We start from the raw sequence: 19,229 nt of genomic DNA, 5'->3' as shown, positions 1-19,229 counted from the left end.
TTTATTCTGCTAGTTCCAAATACCAACCTGTTGAACCCACGATAACGCTTGTTCTACATCATTAGTAAGTAAATTAATATGACCCATTTTCCGTTTATGCTTGGCTTCATGTTTTCCGTATAAATGAATTTTAGGCGTAACTCCACTTGAATTACAACTGTTTGATGAATCAGATAACGGATTAGCTTGATCTTTCATCCAGGTGAGCAGCGGCTCAACATGCTCTCCAAGTAGGTTAACCATAACTACAGGGGTCATGAGCTCAGTAGATCCGAGTGGTAAATTACAAATTGCTCTTAAATGCTGCTCGAACTGACTTGTTCTACAAGCTTCCATTGTATAGTGCCCGGAATTGTGCGGACGAGGTGCAAGCTCATTGACGTATAGCTCTCCATCATTTGTTAAGAACATTTCAACAGCTACCAATCCAACAATATCTAACCCTTCTGCAAGGCGTATGGCTAGCTCTTCAGCTCGCTTACTTACCGAATCCGCTACCCTCGCAGGAACGATTGATAAGTGCAAAATATTATCGACATGGATGTTCTCTGACGGTGGAAAAGCCTTCACTTCACCACGTGGGCTTCTTGCTGCAATAACCGATAGTTCTTTATCAAAATGAATAAATTGCTCTAATACGAGTTCAGTCTTAGCTTTAGCTAACGTTTCATACGCTTCTATTATTTCCTCTTGCTTACGAATCACCCATTGACCCTTACCATCATAACCGCCTGTTGCAGTCTTCAGGACACATGGCATACCGAATGCTTGAACGGCTTCGCGAAGCGTTTCTACACTGTCAATTTCCCTATAAGGAGCTACCTTAACGCCGGCAGCTTCAATTGCTTTCTTTTCTCTTAACCTATGTTGTGTTATATATAAGAGCTTACTTCCTTGGGGGACATAAGCTTCTTTCATTAATAGTTCCGTTACTCCGGCATCTATATTCTCGAATTCATAAGTAATTACATCCGATTTATCTGCTAATTTACGCGCTGCTTCCAGATTATCGAATGCTGCAGTGATCTGCTCATCAGCAACTTGACCACAGGGTGCATCCGTTGTCGGATCAAGCGTAACAAATCGGTACCCCATTGCTCTTCCTGATAATGCAAGCATACGGCCCAGCTGTCCACCACCTAGAATACCGATTGTGCTACCAGGTAAAATAACCTGCTGTTTCTTGTTATCCATCACGATAGCTCACTGCTTTCTAGAACTGCTTGCTTCGTGCGCTCGCGGCGTTCACGAATTCGCTGTTGAAGCTCTGCATCGAATGCACCAAGTATTTGAGCTGCTAATAGACCTGCATTTGCCGCACCTGCTTGACCGATTGCTACTGTTGCTACAGGCACACCTGCTGGCATCTGCACAATGGATAATAATGAATCAAGTCCGTTCAGAGCCTTGGATTGAACAGGCACACCAATGACAGGCAATTCAGTCTTAGCTGCTACCATTCCTGGCAAATGCGCAGCTCCACCCGCTCCAGCAATAATGACCTGTAAGCCTCGTTCTACTGCCGTTTCCGCATATTCGAACATTAAGTCCGGTGTGCGATGGGCCGATACGACCTTCTTCTCATACGGAATGTGTAGTTCATCTAGAACTTCACATGTCTTAACCATCGTTTCCCAATCCGACTGGCTTCCCATAATGACCCCAACTCGCGCTGCCATGTTCAACCTACTCTCATTATAGTATTCAAATCAAGTCAAGCTTATAAATTATAACAACTAAAAAGTCCAGAAACAGGCCAATTTGGCAACCGATTCTGGACTGTTAGGTAGGCTAATAGACACAAACATTCCCCACCCTCGTAGTCCAGTAATTTACGGTTTCTGGGTAGAGACTTTCAGGCCATATTCCTGATTTTATACGAGTTTGAACTATATTAGTTATAATAAGAATCATATTTACACCTTCAGTTTACCAGTATGTAATATCCGCTGTCAATTTATAAAAACGAACAATTAATTGACATTGACTTATTATAGTTCGTGTTTGACTGCTATACTTATTATTTCTCGTTGTCATTCAATAAGATCTAGGTATACTTTCATTATTTGACATAAGGGAGATGTGTGGCATGCAAATCTATTTGTCGCTAAATTCGAGGAATGTAAAATGGTGGGATCTGAATTTTCAGAGGCCCAGATGGATGGGATTACGATCATGAGTGCAATTTTGAGAAGGCAAATCTTCGAGATGCTGATCTTACACGTGCCCAGATGGGATAAGTAAAGCTTAACAGCGCTGATCTTGGAGGAGCGATTCTAGATGGGATATACTTTAAATCGTTTGAAAACGCAAAGAACATCGAGACACCTAGACCCGCTCTACCCCTCGCCCAAATAACGCTCTATTATTCTTCCGGATCATCTAGCTCCCATTTACGTGAATAAGCTTTATTGGTAACGTAGATAGTCAGCCACAATACGAGAGCAGCTATGATCAGTGAAACAACTAAAACCGTAATAATCGTACCCGAATCCATCAATTATTTCACCATATCCTTCCTTTGTACCCATGTAGCCTTTCGTACAACTGTAGCTTATCAGTCAATAATTGTGCCGTCAATTGCTTACAGATGCTTCCTTATGTCATATCAGTGAACTCCTACCAGTAAACCTTTATCAATGAATTAATCCCAACCATTCCCAATATGGCACACACGTAATCGAAATCAGAATAACCACAATCGCATAGCCAATTGCAACCGTCTGACCTTGACGATGACTAAACGATTTCCCTTCTGTACTATAATAAGCTGTCAGATACGTTGGTGACTGATAGGCAAAGAAGAAAGGATCTGTTGATAGTAGAATAACAAATACTAATATCCACGGATGTATACCCACCTGCTGTGCCAGCGGCAGCATCGAGATCATTAATAGAATCACAGCTGGATCATCTCTGACAAGAAGCGTAACGATGAACGACAGGATTACCACAGCAATTAAGAACAGGGTTGGAGAAGACATAAATGGCTGCATATAGTCGCCCAAGAACTTAGCTAGCGTATCTACGATGCCAAGCTGATTTGCTACCTCTGCAAAGCTGAAGGCAATTCCAATAAATAGCAAGAATGGCCAATCAATTCCTGACTTTAACGTCTTCGTATCCAGAACACCACTAATAATAAACGTTGCAAAGCCTAGCAGCATGATCCACACATTATCTACATGGTGTAACGGCTGTATAATCATAAGCAGAATACAACCAAGCACAGTCCAAGTCGTAATCCGTTCTTGCTTTGTGAATTTACCTAATACAATCAGTTGATCGTTAATCAATGTTTGGGAGATAACTTTACCTGGAGCTACATTTCTGAATAGAATACTTAGAAAAACCAGCATACCACCCACAAAAATCAGGAACCCCGGCAACGCATATATAAACCATTGAAACCATGAGATTTGCTCCGCATTTGAAACAAGACCATAAGCCATCACGTTCGTATACGAGCCTGTCATTATAAATGGAGCCGTAAATCCATAGAAAATCATAGCTGCTAACCCGAGCCCTGCCGCTCCCCTGCTTCTATCACGAAATTCCATTGATTCTGACAGTGTTTTTGCAATAGGCACTCCCAAGGTTACCTTCGCCGAAGATGACGGAATAAGTGGATTTAATAGAACAGCACCCGCAACAATTCCCCATACCTGGCCTCGATAATGAGCCGGAAATCGCTTCAACGCATGCAAAGAAAATCGATACAAAATACCCGACTTCGCAATAACAGCTCCAATAGCTAGAATAAACAGCATATACAGCCAAGTAGATGAAGCATATCCAGACAAGGCAACCTCTGGCTTTACTAATCCACCTAACGTCCAGCCCATCGCCATAAACAACGCGACAATATAATCAGGAACAATATTGACGATCCATAGAATCACTGCGGCAACACCGATACCGATAAAATCCATTCCTTGTCTGTTAAGTCCAGCAAACGGTGTCGCGTAGTGAAAGTACAATAAGCATACGACAGCAAGCAATAAAGCGACGATTCCCGTAATCCGGCTTCGCTTCCATACTGGGCCTGCTGTGGATGCTAATTGTTTGGTTTTCTGATTTGTTAAGGTCTGTCTTGCCAGCTGATAATTAAGATCTTCATTCGACCCTAATCTACTATGGCTTTGTATAGACGCTGTTAACATCTCAGCTGTATGCAACAGCTCTAACGCCTTCTGCAGTTGACCTAGGCCACGACAGCATTCAGCCGCCCACTCATAGAGTGTTATTGTTTGCGTAGTTGAGAAATAAGCTTGTCGCTGATCAAGCGCTGCTTCTAGTAACCTCAGACCAGATTCACGATCTTCTACTAAACAGTAACTTACATAGTGTTCAAGCAAAGAGAACCTCTCGAATAGATGCTTATCCGGACATCGTCCAATAAATTCATATTCCTCTATAGGTAATCTTGCATCCACTTGCTGATTATTCCATTTAGTATTTATAGCATTTATACCCATATCCCACATCTGATATACTTCACATATTTGTAGTGCTAATAACCAATCATGTTCAGATCCAGTTAAATAGTGCTCTATAGCATAATCAATCCATCTTACTTGTTCTGCCTTCCCATACTTCTGAGCAAAGAGTTCAGATAATGTGCTTTTTATTTGAAAATCAAACGAAAGCAGCACTTGCTCCGGATCCGATAGGTCAACTTGTATACTACTGAGTAGCCTTGGTGATCCAGACAGCTCATTCATTAAACTATTGATACCAAATCGGGCCTGAACAATACCCTGACTAAATCGAGGTAGTAACGAGCAGAATAGAAGACTATCTGCTAGCTGGCTAGGAAGACATTCAAGTTCTTCTCGAACCCAAGCAGACCTAGCCTCCTTTACTGCAAGCAAATCCGTATTCGTACGAATTAATCTTTGGGATAACAGGCGAATGAAATAAGCTGAAATCGACTTATTCTGTTCGATAAACCACTCGAATGTCTCCGAATCCAGCACGAATAACTCAACATCACTAGAGGCAACCGCAGTTGCTGAGCGTGGCTCGCCTGTAAGCATCGCCATCTCTCCTAGCGTCACGCCTTCCTTCACAGTTGTGAGAAGCTGGCTCTGACCTGTTGGAGTTACAGAAAACAGCTCAATACTGCCACTAATGATGATATACATACAGTTGCCAACATCACCTTGCCCGAACAAGGTTGTTCCAGCTACAAACTTACGTTTATCTAATTTGCCTAATATTTGTGCCAGTTCAACCTTCGAGAGCCCTCGAAACAATTCAATATCATCCAATATCATTATGAATGTCTCCCGCACTTCTACTTCTACTTCTACTTCTACTTCTACTTCTACTGCTTTCTGTTGATAACAAGCGCATTGTAATCCTCATCATACACAATTGCGAATGAAGACAACTCTTGTAAACGATCCAAATCGATATACATGCGTTCATCTTTAAGTAAAACATGTTCGCCATCTTCGACGAGGCTTGCATTCCATGCTCCCATCGTTACTTTAGCTTCATTCGAAGCAGGTATCCACTCTACCTTGCCGCCCCATAGTTCGATGATATCTCTGATAGGCAGATAGGTTAGAGCATCTTTTTGAAAAGGCTTGTTGCTTGATACGAACGTACTAAGCTTACCATCCAACCAAACTTGAACTATTTCACTTGCTGGAGCAAACTCAAAGCCTGCAATTAGATCCTCCTTAGTCTGCACTGGCTTCAGTTGCTTAGGATCAACAGGAAGTGTCTTGATTTTATTATTCAGGGAATCAGCAATATAGAGCTGACCTTTGGCATACGCAACTGCAACTGGCATATTAAGCTGTATTACATCTGCTGGACCAACCGTGTCACCCGCTTTACTCAACCCAGCAAGATTGATTACCTTACCATCCGGTTGAATAGCGCGAATTCGGTTATTCAAGCTATCAGCTACGAATAGGACGCCATCCGCATAAGCCAATCCCTTAGGAGAGTTGAAGCGTGCAGTCTCCTTATTCCCGTGACTGTATCCTCCTGCCATATATCCCGTTTCACTGTCTATGTCAGTCTTCTTGCCCGCATACGTAAGCACTTGATTATTAACAGTAGAAACAACCCGAATAAGATGATTACCACTATCAGCAACAAATAAATTTCCTTTGTCATCAAAAACAAGTCCACTTGGCTCATTAAATCGCGCTTTATTCAAAACACCATCCAAGAAACCGCCCGTCGCCGATTGTTCACCTGCTAGAGTCGTTACCGCTCCCTCAGGCGTTATTTTACGAATCACATGGTTGAGAGTATCTGAGACGTAGAGATTGTCTTTACTATCAATGGCTATTCCCGTAGGGCTATTAAACTGCGCTTCAGAACCCTTGCCATTCTTAAATCCCGCTTTACCTGTTCCAGCTAACGTATACACCTTGCCATTCTTAATCTTACGAATCGAATGGTTGTTGAAATCTGTTATGTATACGTTCCCCTTGCTGTCTACTACCGCAAACCGCGGATCGTTAAACACGGCTTTGGCAGCATCACCATCTAGATATCCACCTTGTAATCTTCCGTACGCATCAGGCTTGCCGACTATACCAGCTAGCGTCGTTAGCTTCGTTTGTGTCATTTTCTCTATTCTTTGGTTTCCTGAATCGACAATGATTAAGTTGCCTTGCTTATCAAAGAGTAGACCCCAGGGTTGATTAAGTTTGTATGCTAGTGCGGTTCCAAAATTCATATCCGAACCACTTGTTATGGTACTCATGTTAGATTCAACTGCTGATGCAGCAGACGTTGTCGAAGCTGCCATAAGCAATGCAATCAGCACTGCTGGAATTATTTTACATAGGGAATACTTCAATTCATATCACCTTACCTTTGGTTTAAATGTTATTCGAGTCATTCCTTGGTTTGCTTTCACAAAACTAGATTTTTGGTTCCTGAATAACTTGGATACAAATTTCTTTTGGTTGTACAGTTTTTGATATACTATCTTTCAAAGTGCCTTCCATGATAATAATATAAGCCGAAAAGGAACCGGTCTGATCGTTCGCTAATGTTATTACTAATTCATTTGCAATGATTTCAATTTTATCTGCTTCAGTCCAGTCATATTGATCTGAACTTCCTTCCACAATAAATTGAATGTTTTGCTTTAGAAATTCGTCTTCTTCTTCATGAGAATTCAATGAGATTCCTCTTACAAATGGAATACTAATTGTCTTATGATCCAACACAACAGTTTCCGCTTCTACAATAGGAATTGGATTTACATCCAATGTAATCAATAGCGGTGGTGGTGGTTCTATTGGGTAGCCCTCACTAGTAAGTTTTGGTTCTATTGGGTAGCCCTCTCTAGTAAATAATAAACTCAGCTTTACTGTATAGGAAGAATCGATATTTGCTCTAAGGATCTCTTTAAATTCTCTTTTGAGCACTAGTTCCTGAGATTTCAAATTTATATTTGCAAGATAATAATCTCCTGAATATCCTTCACTTCCATATGGATCTTTTTCTAAAAGAAGCGGTTCTATACCTGGACGGATTAGATAAACCCTATCCAAATCAACACCCTCTTTAACTCCAAGTTCGATCCTGAAATCCTCATCACTATATAGGTCAAGTATCCCTTTTGAAATAACAAATGGATTTGGATTTGGTAACACGTTTACTTGAAATGATTTAGTTGCAGAAACATAACCACTCTTCGTCGCTGTAACGGTTGCTACCAAGTTCTGCTCTCTTGCAATAGGAATCCCCCAACGATATTGACCATTACCTAGAATTTGAAGTGTATTTTCGAACCCTCCCACACTATAAGTCACAATAACCTCAGCATCCGCTGGAGTAACTGTAAACTCTCGATTCACACTGTCTCCCTCAACTAAGTTAACGTTCTCGATGTGACTAATTGTAGTGGATATCGGCTCCACACCACCATCAGAACCACCGCCCGAATTACCACCCGATCCTCCGCTTGGTTGCGTATTTCCCGCTGATCCTTCATAGATAATCGTATCAGCTGGCTTGAATACGGGTGTCTTAGGCTTATTCGCCTCTTCCTGCTGCTTCTTCTTTAACTCATCTTGAATTTTCTTGAGAAGTTCCTCGCTCAACCCGGAAATTGGGTTTAAAGCTAATTGTTCCAGTACAAATAACGGAAGTTTCGCTGGATCAAGTCCAGTAGGCGGCATCCATACTGGATTACTTCCTGGACTACTACCACCTTGAATCTCTAATTGTTGACTCGGATGCACATGAACAGGTTTTGGAGGCTCTTGACTCTCAGTTGGAGGAGTTGCAGCCACAGTCCCTTCGAAAACACTGAGTAAGGAATTACCGCTCGGATCATAACTCACCACAAACTGCGTTCCCATGATGCCCATAATGGCAGTTGGGGTCTTCACTTCAAATCGAGAATCACCCTCGAGCTTTTTCTTCACGTGAACCATTACATCTCCGCCTAGAAGGCTGATGGTTGTTTTACCAGACCCAGCTTTAATACTATCTACTAATTCACTTATAAGTAGCTTTGTACCTGGGCCGATACTAACTTCTTTATCGCTATCTAACTCCAACGTTGCTTTACCACTATTACTTGTGATCACCGTATCGCCTTGTGTAATTGCCATTCCCTTAAAAGCTTTGAACTTCTTTTCTCCGCCACTCTTCTGCACCTGTACAGTTCCCGTAATAGCTGTGATCTTACCAACCTTCTTACTGTCTTTGGCAAATACGAGATTAGGTAATATCATCGTTGCAATGATTACGAATGTCATGACCCATCTAAACCTCTTCACTTTAATCCCTCCAATTCATAGACTCGTATTCCTTGTTCTTTGCCTTTGACATTAATTTCTCCGAGCGAATTTACGATAACCCGATCTTTAACTGCCTCATAGGTGCTCTCACTTATAATAATTTGACCTGGTTTGGCATTACTCTCGAGTCTAGCTGTTGTATTGACCGTATCTCCAATCGCGGTGTAATCCATTCTCGTTTTCGAACCAATGTTACCAAAAACCGCTGGCCCCGTATGAATACCGATACCGAACTTTACACCGAATCCGAATCTTTCAACTAGCTTCTGTTCTAATTGAACTGAGCCTTCCTTCATTGCCCATGCCGTTTGAACAGCCTTCATAGCGTGATCCTCTAAGAGTAAAGGCGCATTGTAAATTGCCATCGTTGCATCTCCAATAAACTTATCTAGCGTACCCTCATATTTGAAAATACAGCTTGCTGTAAGATCCAAATATTCATTCAATATTCCAACAATTTCTTCCGGTTCAGCTTGTTCAGATAACGATGTAAACCCTCGAATATCTACGAAAAGTACAGTTAACTCTCTGCGACTTCCGCCGAGCTTTAGACCTTCATCTCCATTTTTCAGAATTTGACTAACCACTTGTGGGGCTACATATCGACCGAAGATATCGGTAACTCGCCTTCTCTCTAGCAATTCTTTCATATAATTAAAAATAAGGACGGTAATATAGCTAACCATCAACAACGGGATGATATAAGCCAGAGAAATAATAACTCCTAGTCCATACAAATAGTGGCCCAAAAAGAGTAGCCCTACAATAAGAAGTAGTAGAATGATAAGCGATATTCCTACATGCAGCTTACGGAAAACAAAATACACGATAACTCCCATCAGCAGGATAAACAAGGCATTCCATTTCCAATCAAGCTCTTTCTTAAAATTCTCATCCAGTAAGGTTTGAATAATATTCGCATGAATCTCTACCCCAAACATCGTGCTCTTACGATCCATTGGTGTTGGATAATCATCTTTAAGTCCAACCGAATAAGGACCAATCAATACAATTCGATCCTCAAAATAATCCGGCGGTACGTCCCCATTTACGACCTTGGCATATGGAATGATTTCATAATCTCCGGGCACTCCCGAATAGGAAATATGAAACCGATTGAATGCATCCAGTGGCAGCTTAGCTGCATCCACCTGTTCCCCCATATGCTCTTTATACATTTTATAAATAGTCCAAGAAAAGCTTTCTACCGACTGGCCTTTATAGTCAAATTTGTATAATGATTGACGAACGACGCCATCATCATCAGGAATGGTGTTAATATGACCCAATGCAGCTGCTGCATCCTTTAGTTCAGTGAATGGCTCTGATAGTTCCATAGCTTCTATTGTTCCTCGCTTGGCAGAACTATCAAAAGTACCATAGCTAGGTAAAATCACATTACCAGCATTCTGCACGGACTCTATAAACGCTTGATCCTCCTCAGGATCGGTAGAAGATACCGGGAAGGTAATATCAAAAGCGATAGCTGCTGGCTTACCCTCTGACAACGTATTGACTAAATGAGCATGCACATCACGGCTCCACGGCCACTGACCTAATTCATTAATACTCTCATCATCAATTGCTATGATGGCTATACGCGCATCGGTTGCACTCTTTTTTTGCATAATCTTGTCTTGTATTAACATTTCGATATTAGTAAAAGTCCCTCTATACATCAATGCAATAGAGAGAATAACTAGAACTGAAATAACATGTGCCAGCTTAATTCTCACACTACTACTTCCCCTTTCGTCTTCATCATAGATGAATCTCCATTCCATCATAGGAAGCCGATGTAGCTTCAAAATACTGCCTTGCCTCTTGCTCAATTGAATCAAGCTGCTCATCTGTTCGATCTGGGCTATGATGATACAATATTAACTGCTTCGCACCAGACAACGTTGCTAGCTTACAGCCTTCCATGAAGGTCGAATGTCCCCAGCCTTGCTTACCTAATTGTCCCTCTTGTCCTTCGTACTCCGTTTCTGTGTATGTCGCATCATAAATAAGGACATCTGTATCCCGAACGAATCCGATCAAATCAGGCTCCGTCTCCTGACTATGCTCATAATCTGAAATATAACAAACCGATTGAGCACCGTGTTCAATCCGAAATAGAATCGTCCCACCGGGATGATTCCCACGTATGGTTCTAACTCGAATATCCTCAGTAATTTGAATCATTTCACCTGCTGTCATTTCTTGAAACTGCATATCCGCCTTCATCGCACCTAGTCCAATCGGCCAATAAGGAGGCTGCAGCAAGTGAGCCAATTGCTCGCGAAGGGATAGACTCTCTTTGACCTCACCATAAATGTGTATCAAATTATTCGGATTAAATGCAGGTTCGAACAGAGGAAACCCTTGTATATGATCCAAATGTACGTGACTAAGGAGAAGACAAGCTTTAACTGGAACTGTCCCTTTGGTTAAATGACGTCCTAGATGATAAATCCCTGTCCCCGCATCGATTATAATCAGCGTCTGGCCAATCTTGATCTCAACACACGATGTGTTACCTCCATATTTCATATTTTGTGCCCCTGTTATCGGTATCGATCCCCTTGTTCCCCAGAATCGAATTTGCAAATGTCCTGCTGTCAATTTTTCTACCTCACGATCTATATTGAAATTCTTGAATATATTATACAAATAATGGTATGGCCTAGTTATATAGTATACTTTTTCAAAATAAACGTAAAATCAATTTGTGTAAATATATCGAATTATACAATTTCTTTTACTACTATACCAAAAATATAGACATAATTCGCCTCTAGTCAAATAGGTTACGATGGATCGCCAAAATATTCTTGAAATTGACTTGGAGTGATATTCGTGTATTTTTTGAAGATGCTGATAAAATACTTGTAATCACTAAATCCTGTATCATGTGCTATCGTATATACTTTTCCCTCACCTGTTTTCAATAAATCCATCGCTTTTTGAATGCGATATCGATTCACAAATTCATTAAACGTATAAGAGGTCTCCATTTTGAACTTCTGATTCAAATAAGTGGAGCTAATCCCTAATTGCTCTACTAAATCATGAATGCTAATTTTGCGAGAATAGTTATCTTGTATATATTCCATCATCTTGGCTACATATTTAGATACCTTCGTGTTGATCTTGAGTAGATCTGCATTTAAGATCTCTTCAATTTGATTAGAATTGTTCAGAATGATTTCATATTTCCTCATAAGCTCAACCTGGCTCTTGGCCCGGCTTAATGCTTCGATTAACTGCTGCTCTTCGAGCGGTTTAACCAGGTATTCACTCACACCTAATTGAATGGCTTTCTTAGCTAAATGAAATTCATCATAGCCTGAAATAATAATACTGCTAAATGTATGTACTTTGAGACTTTGTTCAATCATCGTGATTCCATCCATCAAAGGCATATTAACATCTGCTATGACAATATCAGGTTTTAAACTAACAATTTTAGTAAATCCCTCTTGTCCATTGCAAGCTTCATCGATGACAACACAATCAGCCTTGAGCCAGTCGAATGTATAACGTATTCCTCTGCGTATCATATCCTCATCTTCAACAAGCAACACCTTAAACATCATCATCACCCTTTACGTGAGGTATGGTTAGTCTTACACATGCTCCCTTCCCTTGCGTACTATCAATCTGAATGCCATAGCTCTCTCCATATAAAAGTACTAGACGACGGTGAACATTATAGAGTCCAATATGCTCGCTGGTATTATCGTGATGATTCATGATGCTCTTCACCTGTGCAAGACGTTCTTCACTCATGCCAGTACCATTATCCCTAACCTCTAGAATAAGGTCTTGGCCATTTGTATATACACTAATCGATAATTTAAGATAATTCTGATTTTTGTAACCGTACTTAATCGAATTCTCAATTATAGCTTGTAGTAGCAGCTTAGGAACGATTGGATTACCAGCACTACTCGACACATCAACCGTATACTGTAAGCGTTCATTAAACCGGATTTGCTGTAATTTCAAATAATCCTGCACATAATTCAGATCGTCCTTCAGTAACACCGTTTGCCCGTCATTACTCACACTATATCGCAGAAGTCTGGAGAGGATCATGACAATCTCCTGTGCTTGATTAGCATCCACTTTAATCGCATATCGCAATGTTTCTAGTACATTAAATATAAAATGCGGATGGAATTGAGATTGAAGCTGTTTGATTTCGGTTGCAATTCGAATATTCGTTAGTTCATTATTTTTGCTCAAGAGATCATTCAACCTATCTAGCATCGTATTGTATTGATTACCTAAGCTTTCGAATTCATCTCCCGTTCTAATATCAACATAAGAATCCATAGTTCCTTCACGCAGCTGATTCACAGCATATAGTAATTTATCAATGGATTGTGTATTTCGAATGGACATTTTCCGAGCTAAAAAATAAATCAGAATCCATAGCGATAAACTGACTACGATAATGAATATAGAAAGTGTATAGTAGGTTGTTTCCTCTGATTTAATTGAGTTAAGTGTATAAACTTGCATCTGAGCGGCTGGGAGTTCCTTCTCGCTTATGTAGTACTTCCCATTCTGAAGCTCCACATAACCCTTCGAATCATATGTAGGTTTAAACTTATTCAGTAATCCCCTAGTAATATTATTTGTAGTTGCAATGATGGTATGATGCTGATCGGTTATAACTGAAATTTCATTATTAGGCTCAAAAATAAGCTTCTGTAGATCCGCTTCATACAGCTGATAGATCAGATAACCAGTCACGATATTGTCTTGTACAATCGCCTTACCAAACGTATAGACTGTATAACGATCATGAGAATACCGGAAGTTATTCATTTCAGTGAGAGTTCCTGCAGGGTCCTTGGCAATTCGCGTAATCATCGTATGAAAGTTCACATCATCCGTTAAATGATCTGTTGGTGCTGATGAAGATAAGAAGACACCCTTGGTATCGGTAATGTGAAATATACTCTTAACGTTCTGCCTATTGTTAAATTCATAGAATTCCTCATATATATTTTGGCTCTCCTGATGCGTACTAACAAACTTAATGACCTGTAACGAGCTAGCCATCCTGTTAATTTCTTCATAGTAGGAATTATAGACATTGGATATGTTCTGACTGATCTTGTGAGAAGCCTCATTCGTTTTCGTAGATAGAATACTGCGGGTATTATAAATTGTAAAAATAAAGAATAAGACCAATAAGATTATAAATGGGGTAAAGGTATATTGTAGAAATAAATGCCGTGTCGATTCTTTAAAATTTCGATCCTTTTTGCTAAATAACATAGCTAACCCCCATCCGATGAGTCTTTCAGTACAAGGATTGCGACAATAGCCGCTTACTTAATTACAGCCTTAGTTTATGGACATTATACCTTACATTATGGAGCCTGATAAGAATAAACAAGAAGTCTCGTATCTTCCACATGCTCGCAACAAAGAACAAGCCGGCCCTGCATAACAGGCACCGACTTGCTAGGTCAAACTGAACTAATTACATCGTAACTTCCTTATTACCAGTTAACTTAAGGAAAATAAGCAGCGACACGACAGTGATAAGAGTAAGGATCGTAGATAAGGCTGCGGCAACGCCATAGTTACCTCGAACGACCTCCGTATAAATAGCGACTGTCATCGTCTTGGTCCTTCCCGTATACAGGATAATAGAAGTACTTAACTCTGTTATGATCGTGATCCAGCTTAGAATAGCACCTGATATGACACCTGCTAGCATCATCGGTAAAGTTATTTTGAAAAATGTTTTCAGCTTTGAAGCACCTAAGCTTATAGCTGCTTCCTCTATTCCACTATTTATTTGATATAAAATTGCAGCACTCGAACGGATCGTATAAGGCAATCGCCTGATAACAAACGCGACGATCAGAATAATCGCTGTACCACTTAATAAGATCGGTTTGCTGTTAAAACTAACGAGAAGCGCGATTCCCAGGATCGAGCCTGGGACAATGTATGGAAACATCGTAAATACATCTAGTAGATTTGTTAAAGCATTGCTTCTTCTCACCGTAACATAAGCAATCAGAACAGCGAGCAGAACAATGAAAACCAATGAAGTAAGCGCTAATACAAAGGTATTCTGTATGGCGTCCCCAATATTCGTGAATGCAGCTCGGTAGCTGTCTAAAGAATAGCCCTTCACAAAAATTCTTCCTGAAGTTTTCAAGAATGAGGTGTAGATGACATAAAGCTGCGGTAATAGCGCTATGAACGTATATAGATATACACAGCCATGAGCTAGAATATTAGCTAACCCTTTGCTTGCCTTGGGCTCAATTGGATGAAGTGCACTCATTGTAAAAGCCCTACGCTGCGAAATAAACTTCTGCAACAAGAAGATTGAAGTCGCAAAGAGTACGACAATGACACTGATCGCAGCAGCAAACCCATCATCGCCGCCAACCTCACTAATAAACTCGGTAAAAATTAAGACAGGAACTGTCTTATAGCCTTCGCCAATCAGCATCGGAGTACCAAAGTCAGCTAAAGCACGCATAAAAACAAGCAAGCCACCCGCAAATAGGGTCGGTGTAATTAAGGGGACAATCACCTTCCACATTTTACGTATACCTGTACAGCCCATACTCTCTGCAGCTTCGACTAATGAATGATCTACATTCTTCAAGGCACCGGAAACAAACATAAAGATGAGAGGCGACAGCTGCAGCGTTAATACTAAGACGATTCCCGTAAACCCATAAATATCAGGCATTGTGATACCGAATGTATTGCTCATAAACTTCGTTATGACACCACTTCTACCTAGCAACAAAATCCACGAGTAGGCTCCAATGAACGGTGCCGACATCGATGAGATTAGGATTAGAATTCGAATAAAAGAATTACCTCTAATTTTGATCGTCGACATGATATAGGCCAGAGGTGTGGCGATCACTATAGATAATAGCGTCACACTTACGGTAACCTTCACACTATTAAACAAGGCAGATAAATAATATGTTTTACTGAAAAATTTCTGGAAATACACTAATGAAAAGTCACCTGTTGTACCATTAACAAAGCTTTTGGTAAGCAACGTAAACAAAGGAAAGGCTAGAAAAATCAAATAAAAAACGAAAATGAGCAAGGCAATATTTGTCCAAATATCAAATTTTCTAAATATCCGGCTCATGATGATATGCTCCTCGAATAATTCAGTTCTCCATACACATCAAATACATTGATTTTCTCTTTCTTCACTTTAAGCCTAATTCTTGCACCAGGCTCTAATATTTGTGAAACAGTAGATTCCTGAATAATTTCTACGCGTTGGCCTGACTCCAAATCCACAAAGTAATGCGTGTTCAAGCCTAGAAACACACTATGAACGATAGTTGCATGTAATCCTGCATCATCTTCAGCAATCACGAATTCTTCTGGTCTAACTGAAATTTTTACTGGCAAAGTATCCTGCTGTTGACCCTCTGGAACATATACACTTGGCAATAGCTCGTGATAGTCCTCTCCCAAATGTACAGAAGGCCTGGTCTGATCGTTGATCAAAGTTCCATCTATAATATTAGTGCGACCTATGAAAGTTGAAACAAAGGTATTAGCAGGTCTCTGATAGATTTCTTGTGGTGTTCCAATTTGCTGAATAATACCGGATTTCATGACTGCAATGCGATCGGATACCGCCATTGCTTCTTCTTGGTCATGAGTTACATACACTGTCGTAATACCTACACCCTTCTGAATCTCTTTGATCGCATTGCGCATTTCGATCCGAAGCTTAGCGTCTAGATTGGATAACGGCTCATCCATCAGCAGTACGTCTGGTTGTATGACAATAGCTCGAGCTAAGGCTACGCGTTGTTGTTGTCCTCCTGATAGATTCTTCGGCATTCTATCCTTGTACTCATCAATATGAACAACCTTAAGAATCTCATCTACTTTACGTTCCATCTCATTCTTAGCCATCTTACGATTCTCTAGTCCGAAGGCGACATTACCCTTAACAGTTAGATGGGGAAATATCGCATAGTTCTGAAACACCATTCCTATATTACGCTTCCCTGGCTCAACTAGATTAATAACACGTCCGTTAAAAAGAATCGAGCCTCCCTCTATACTGTTAAATCCAGCAATCATACGTAAGAGCGTCGTTTTCCCGCAGCCAGAAGGACCAAGGAGAGTGAAGAACTCCCCCTCCTTGATTTCGAGCGATAACTCAGGAATCACTTTGGTCTCACCATATTTTTTTACAACATCCTGAATTGATATCGAGACACTCATCTTCTGCACCTAATTTCTGATTAAATATTGTTGAAGATCAGCAAGCGTATATTATTGAAGACTTGTAAATAACTCCGTATAACGTTCTACAAGCTTAGCTTTATTCTCACGTACATACTTTAGATCTTCATTTATCATTTTGAAATCACTGTATGGCGTCATATGCGTGCCTAGCTTGGCATCCGAGCGTAATGGACGGTTCGTCATCTGGGTACCAAACGCATCCTGTGCTTCTTTGGAAATGATAAAATCAATAAATTTCTTCGCATTCTCTTCATTTTTGGAACCTTTAATAACTCCAGAACCTGCATCTAAGAAAACAGTACCTTCCTTTGGATAGACAATCGTTACCGGCCCACCGCTTTTCACATAGCTTGAAGATGGATCTTCATACGTCAAAGCAACAATATACTCGCCGTCCGCAACACTCTTATGAGCTGCACTTGAACCACTAGCAATTTTGCCATCTAGGTTCTTAATGAGTTCACCAACATAATTCCAACCTTTATCAGATGTATAGTCTCCACCCATCGCTAGTAGCATATTAGTCAATTGTGCAAAAGCTGAGCTTGAACTCGCTGGATCTGCAGATGCGATTTTCCCTTTGAGCTTCGGATTTAATAAATCAGTATATCCTTCGATTTTGATATCTCCAATTAGATTCTTGTTTACTAATAGAACACTTCCGTCTGAAACATAAGGTGTGATAAAGCCTGTTTCATTCCGATGACCCTCTAACAAATATTGATCATTAGGTGACTTATATTCTGCAAACAAATCAGCATTAGCTACATACGTAGCATAAGCTCCGCCAAACATAACATCGGCATACGGCTTCTCTTTTTCTGATTGTAAGCGCTTTATAATTTCGCCGGTTCCAGCCGTCACAAGCTCAACAGTAATACCTGTCTGTTTCTCAAACATGGGAATGATTGTTTTGATAATTTCCTCACTATTCGGACTATACACAACAAGCTTAGTCGACTCTTTACCAGAAGTAGAATCAGACCCTCCACAACCAGCTAAACCAATAACCATCACAATTGATAAAAATAACATTGCAAACTTTTTCAATATATTCACCCCTGTTAACGTATAGATTTAACTACGCCCAAATTGTAACAGAGTTATACACCACTAAAAATACTAAAATTCAAAAAACATATCTAATATTCGTAACTAAAGCTAATAAAAGCCACTATTCATTAGGAATGGTGGCTTGTGATTGCTTGCAGTAGTTGTAGCGATTTCTGTTTAGTGTAGAGATTTCTATTTAAGTGCAGGGTTTTCTATCTACTGTAGAGTTTGTATTAGCTTTGCAACAGAAATAGTGCTTGTATTATCTGTTGTCCTGTAATCACTTGAAAGTAGCTAAAGCGCTTGTATTATCTGTAGGCTGTATTAGCTTAGCAATGTTTGGGCTGCTTCTTTCTCATTCTGCACTTCCTGTTCTCGTTTTAGCGATGTTTTAGTGATGTTTAAGCGATCTAAACACTTTGACTGCATATCGTACATTCAAAATGATACTTTAGTCCAACTATTTAACTTTGACTGCATTTCATACATCCAAATGAACTAATAATGCATCAAAATTGAGAATAAGCAAGATTTGCCTGCACATTATGCAGGCAAACATCTACAATTAGTCTTCAATATGAGATTTGAATGTATCAAATGCAGGCAAAAGTAGATTAACCAGTGAAAATTCGTTACTATCAATTAGCGCTATACAAAAAAACAAGCCACCATTCATAATCGAATAGTGGCTTGTATTTGCTTGGCAACGTCCTACTCTCCCAGGACCCTTCGGTCCAAGTACCATCGGCGCTGGAAGGCTTAACGGTCGTGTTCGGGATGGGTACGCGTGGTTCCCTTCCGCCATCGTCACCAAACAAGTGCTTGCAACGCAAGCGCGATCCGCGAGAAAATCTGTTACCCGATTAGGCAAATAGAATTTCGAGCGTTCTGCTTACAAGGTATTGTACCTTGAAAACTAGATGCGAATTGAAACTGTAAGAATGCTTATATGCTTCCGAAGTATCTTTTGTTCTCGCACTTTCCTTACAGAAAGTACTGCCACAAAAAATTTTAGGTTAAGCCCTCGACCTATTAGTACTTGTCAGCTACACACATTGCTGCGCTTCCACCTCAAGCCTATCAACCTCGTCGTCTACAAGGGGTCTTACGGGGTCTTAC

General features: G+C 40.3%; 13 protein-coding genes, 2 rRNA genes, 1 pseudogene and 1 riboswitch. Of the genes and pseudogenes, 1 reads left to right on the top strand and 15 read right to left on the bottom strand.

Features of this window, described 5'->3' with window-relative positions:
* Positions 1-9 precede the first annotated feature (9 nt).
* Positions 10-1,194, bottom strand: coding sequence for a 5-(carboxyamino)imidazole ribonucleotide synthase (gene purK, locus AC1DOK_RS22610; protein WP_477556565.1), 1,185 nt, complete (start codon positions 1,192-1,194; stop codon positions 10-12).
* Positions 1,194-1,679 (bottom strand): 5-(carboxyamino)imidazole ribonucleotide mutase, encoded by a 486-nt coding sequence (gene purE, locus AC1DOK_RS22605; RefSeq protein WP_477556564.1) that lies wholly within the window; start codon positions 1,677-1,679, stop codon positions 1,194-1,196. The genes purK and purE overlap by 1 nt, the downstream gene beginning before the upstream one ends.
* Before the next feature lie 121 nt (positions 1,680-1,800).
* Positions 1,801-1,902: riboswitch (purine riboswitch) on the bottom strand.
* Between the two features lie 189 nt (positions 1,903-2,091).
* Between purE and AC1DOK_RS22600 the strand changes: the two are divergent.
* Positions 2,092-2,405, top strand: a pseudogene (locus AC1DOK_RS22600) (pentapeptide repeat-containing protein); the annotation flags it as partial.
* Here the strand turns inward: AC1DOK_RS22600 and ytzI are convergent.
* The 13 genes from ytzI to AC1DOK_RS22535 all read right to left on the bottom strand — a co-directional run.
* The gene (gene ytzI, locus AC1DOK_RS22595; RefSeq protein WP_477556563.1) at positions 2,366-2,497 is read right to left on the bottom strand and encodes a YtzI protein; all 132 of its coding nucleotides are present in this window, start codon (positions 2,495-2,497) and stop codon (positions 2,366-2,368) included. The pseudogene AC1DOK_RS22600 and the gene ytzI overlap by 40 nt on opposite strands.
* 139 nt (positions 2,498-2,636) lie before the next feature.
* Positions 2,637-5,279 carry an SLC13 family permease gene (locus tag AC1DOK_RS22590; protein WP_477556562.1) on the bottom strand — a complete coding sequence of 881 codons (2,643 nt, stop codon included), beginning with the start codon at positions 5,277-5,279 and terminating at the stop codon, positions 2,637-2,639.
* A 50-nt stretch (positions 5,280-5,329) separates the two neighbouring features.
* Positions 5,330-6,829 carry an NHL domain-containing protein gene (locus AC1DOK_RS22585; protein ID WP_477556561.1) on the bottom strand — a complete coding sequence of 500 codons (1,500 nt, stop codon included), beginning with the start codon at positions 6,827-6,829 and terminating at the stop codon, positions 5,330-5,332.
* 64 nt (positions 6,830-6,893) lie between these two features.
* A complete protein-coding gene (locus tag AC1DOK_RS22580; protein WP_477556560.1) occupies positions 6,894-8,768 on the bottom strand; it encodes a FecR family protein in 1,875 nt (624 codons plus the stop codon).
* Positions 8,765-10,597 (bottom strand): CHASE2 domain-containing protein, encoded by a 1,833-nt coding sequence (locus AC1DOK_RS22575; RefSeq protein ID WP_477556559.1) that lies wholly within the window; start codon positions 10,595-10,597, stop codon positions 8,765-8,767. The genes AC1DOK_RS22580 and AC1DOK_RS22575 overlap by 4 nt, the downstream gene beginning before the upstream one ends.
* Entirely contained in the window at positions 10,551-11,396 is an 846-nt protein-coding gene (locus tag AC1DOK_RS22570; protein ID WP_477556558.1) for an MBL fold metallo-hydrolase, read from the bottom strand. Before AC1DOK_RS22570 ends, AC1DOK_RS22575 begins: the two co-directional genes overlap by 47 nt.
* 185 nt (positions 11,397-11,581) lie before the next feature.
* On the bottom strand, positions 11,582-12,367 hold the full coding sequence (locus tag AC1DOK_RS22565) for a response regulator transcription factor (RefSeq protein ID WP_477556557.1): 786 nt from the start codon (positions 12,365-12,367) through the stop codon (positions 11,582-11,584).
* Complete coding sequence (locus AC1DOK_RS22560) at positions 12,360-14,066, bottom strand: sensor histidine kinase (protein ID WP_477556556.1); 1,707 nt, start codon at positions 14,064-14,066, stop codon at positions 12,360-12,362. Before AC1DOK_RS22560 ends, AC1DOK_RS22565 begins: the two co-directional genes overlap by 8 nt.
* 208 nt (positions 14,067-14,274) lie before the next feature.
* Complete coding sequence (locus tag AC1DOK_RS22555) at positions 14,275-15,930, bottom strand: ABC transporter permease (RefSeq protein WP_477556555.1); 1,656 nt, start codon at positions 15,928-15,930, stop codon at positions 14,275-14,277.
* Entirely contained in the window at positions 15,927-17,033 is a 1,107-nt protein-coding gene (locus AC1DOK_RS22550) for an ABC transporter ATP-binding protein (protein WP_477556554.1), read from the bottom strand. Before AC1DOK_RS22550 ends, AC1DOK_RS22555 begins: the two co-directional genes overlap by 4 nt.
* A gap of 51 nt (positions 17,034-17,084) precedes the next feature.
* The gene (locus AC1DOK_RS22545) at positions 17,085-18,107 is read right to left on the bottom strand and encodes an extracellular solute-binding protein (protein WP_477556553.1); all 1,023 of its coding nucleotides are present in this window, start codon (positions 18,105-18,107) and stop codon (positions 17,085-17,087) included.
* A 701-nt stretch (positions 18,108-18,808) separates the two neighbouring features.
* Positions 18,809-18,925, bottom strand: a 5S ribosomal RNA gene (gene rrf, locus AC1DOK_RS22540).
* A 197-nt stretch (positions 18,926-19,122) separates the two neighbouring features.
* Positions 19,123-19,229 (bottom strand): 23S ribosomal RNA (locus tag AC1DOK_RS22535); the annotation flags it as partial.

The organism is Paenibacillus sp. P5_B5, assembly GCF_056400365.1.
This window is presented reverse-complemented; position numbering and strand designations above follow the sequence as displayed.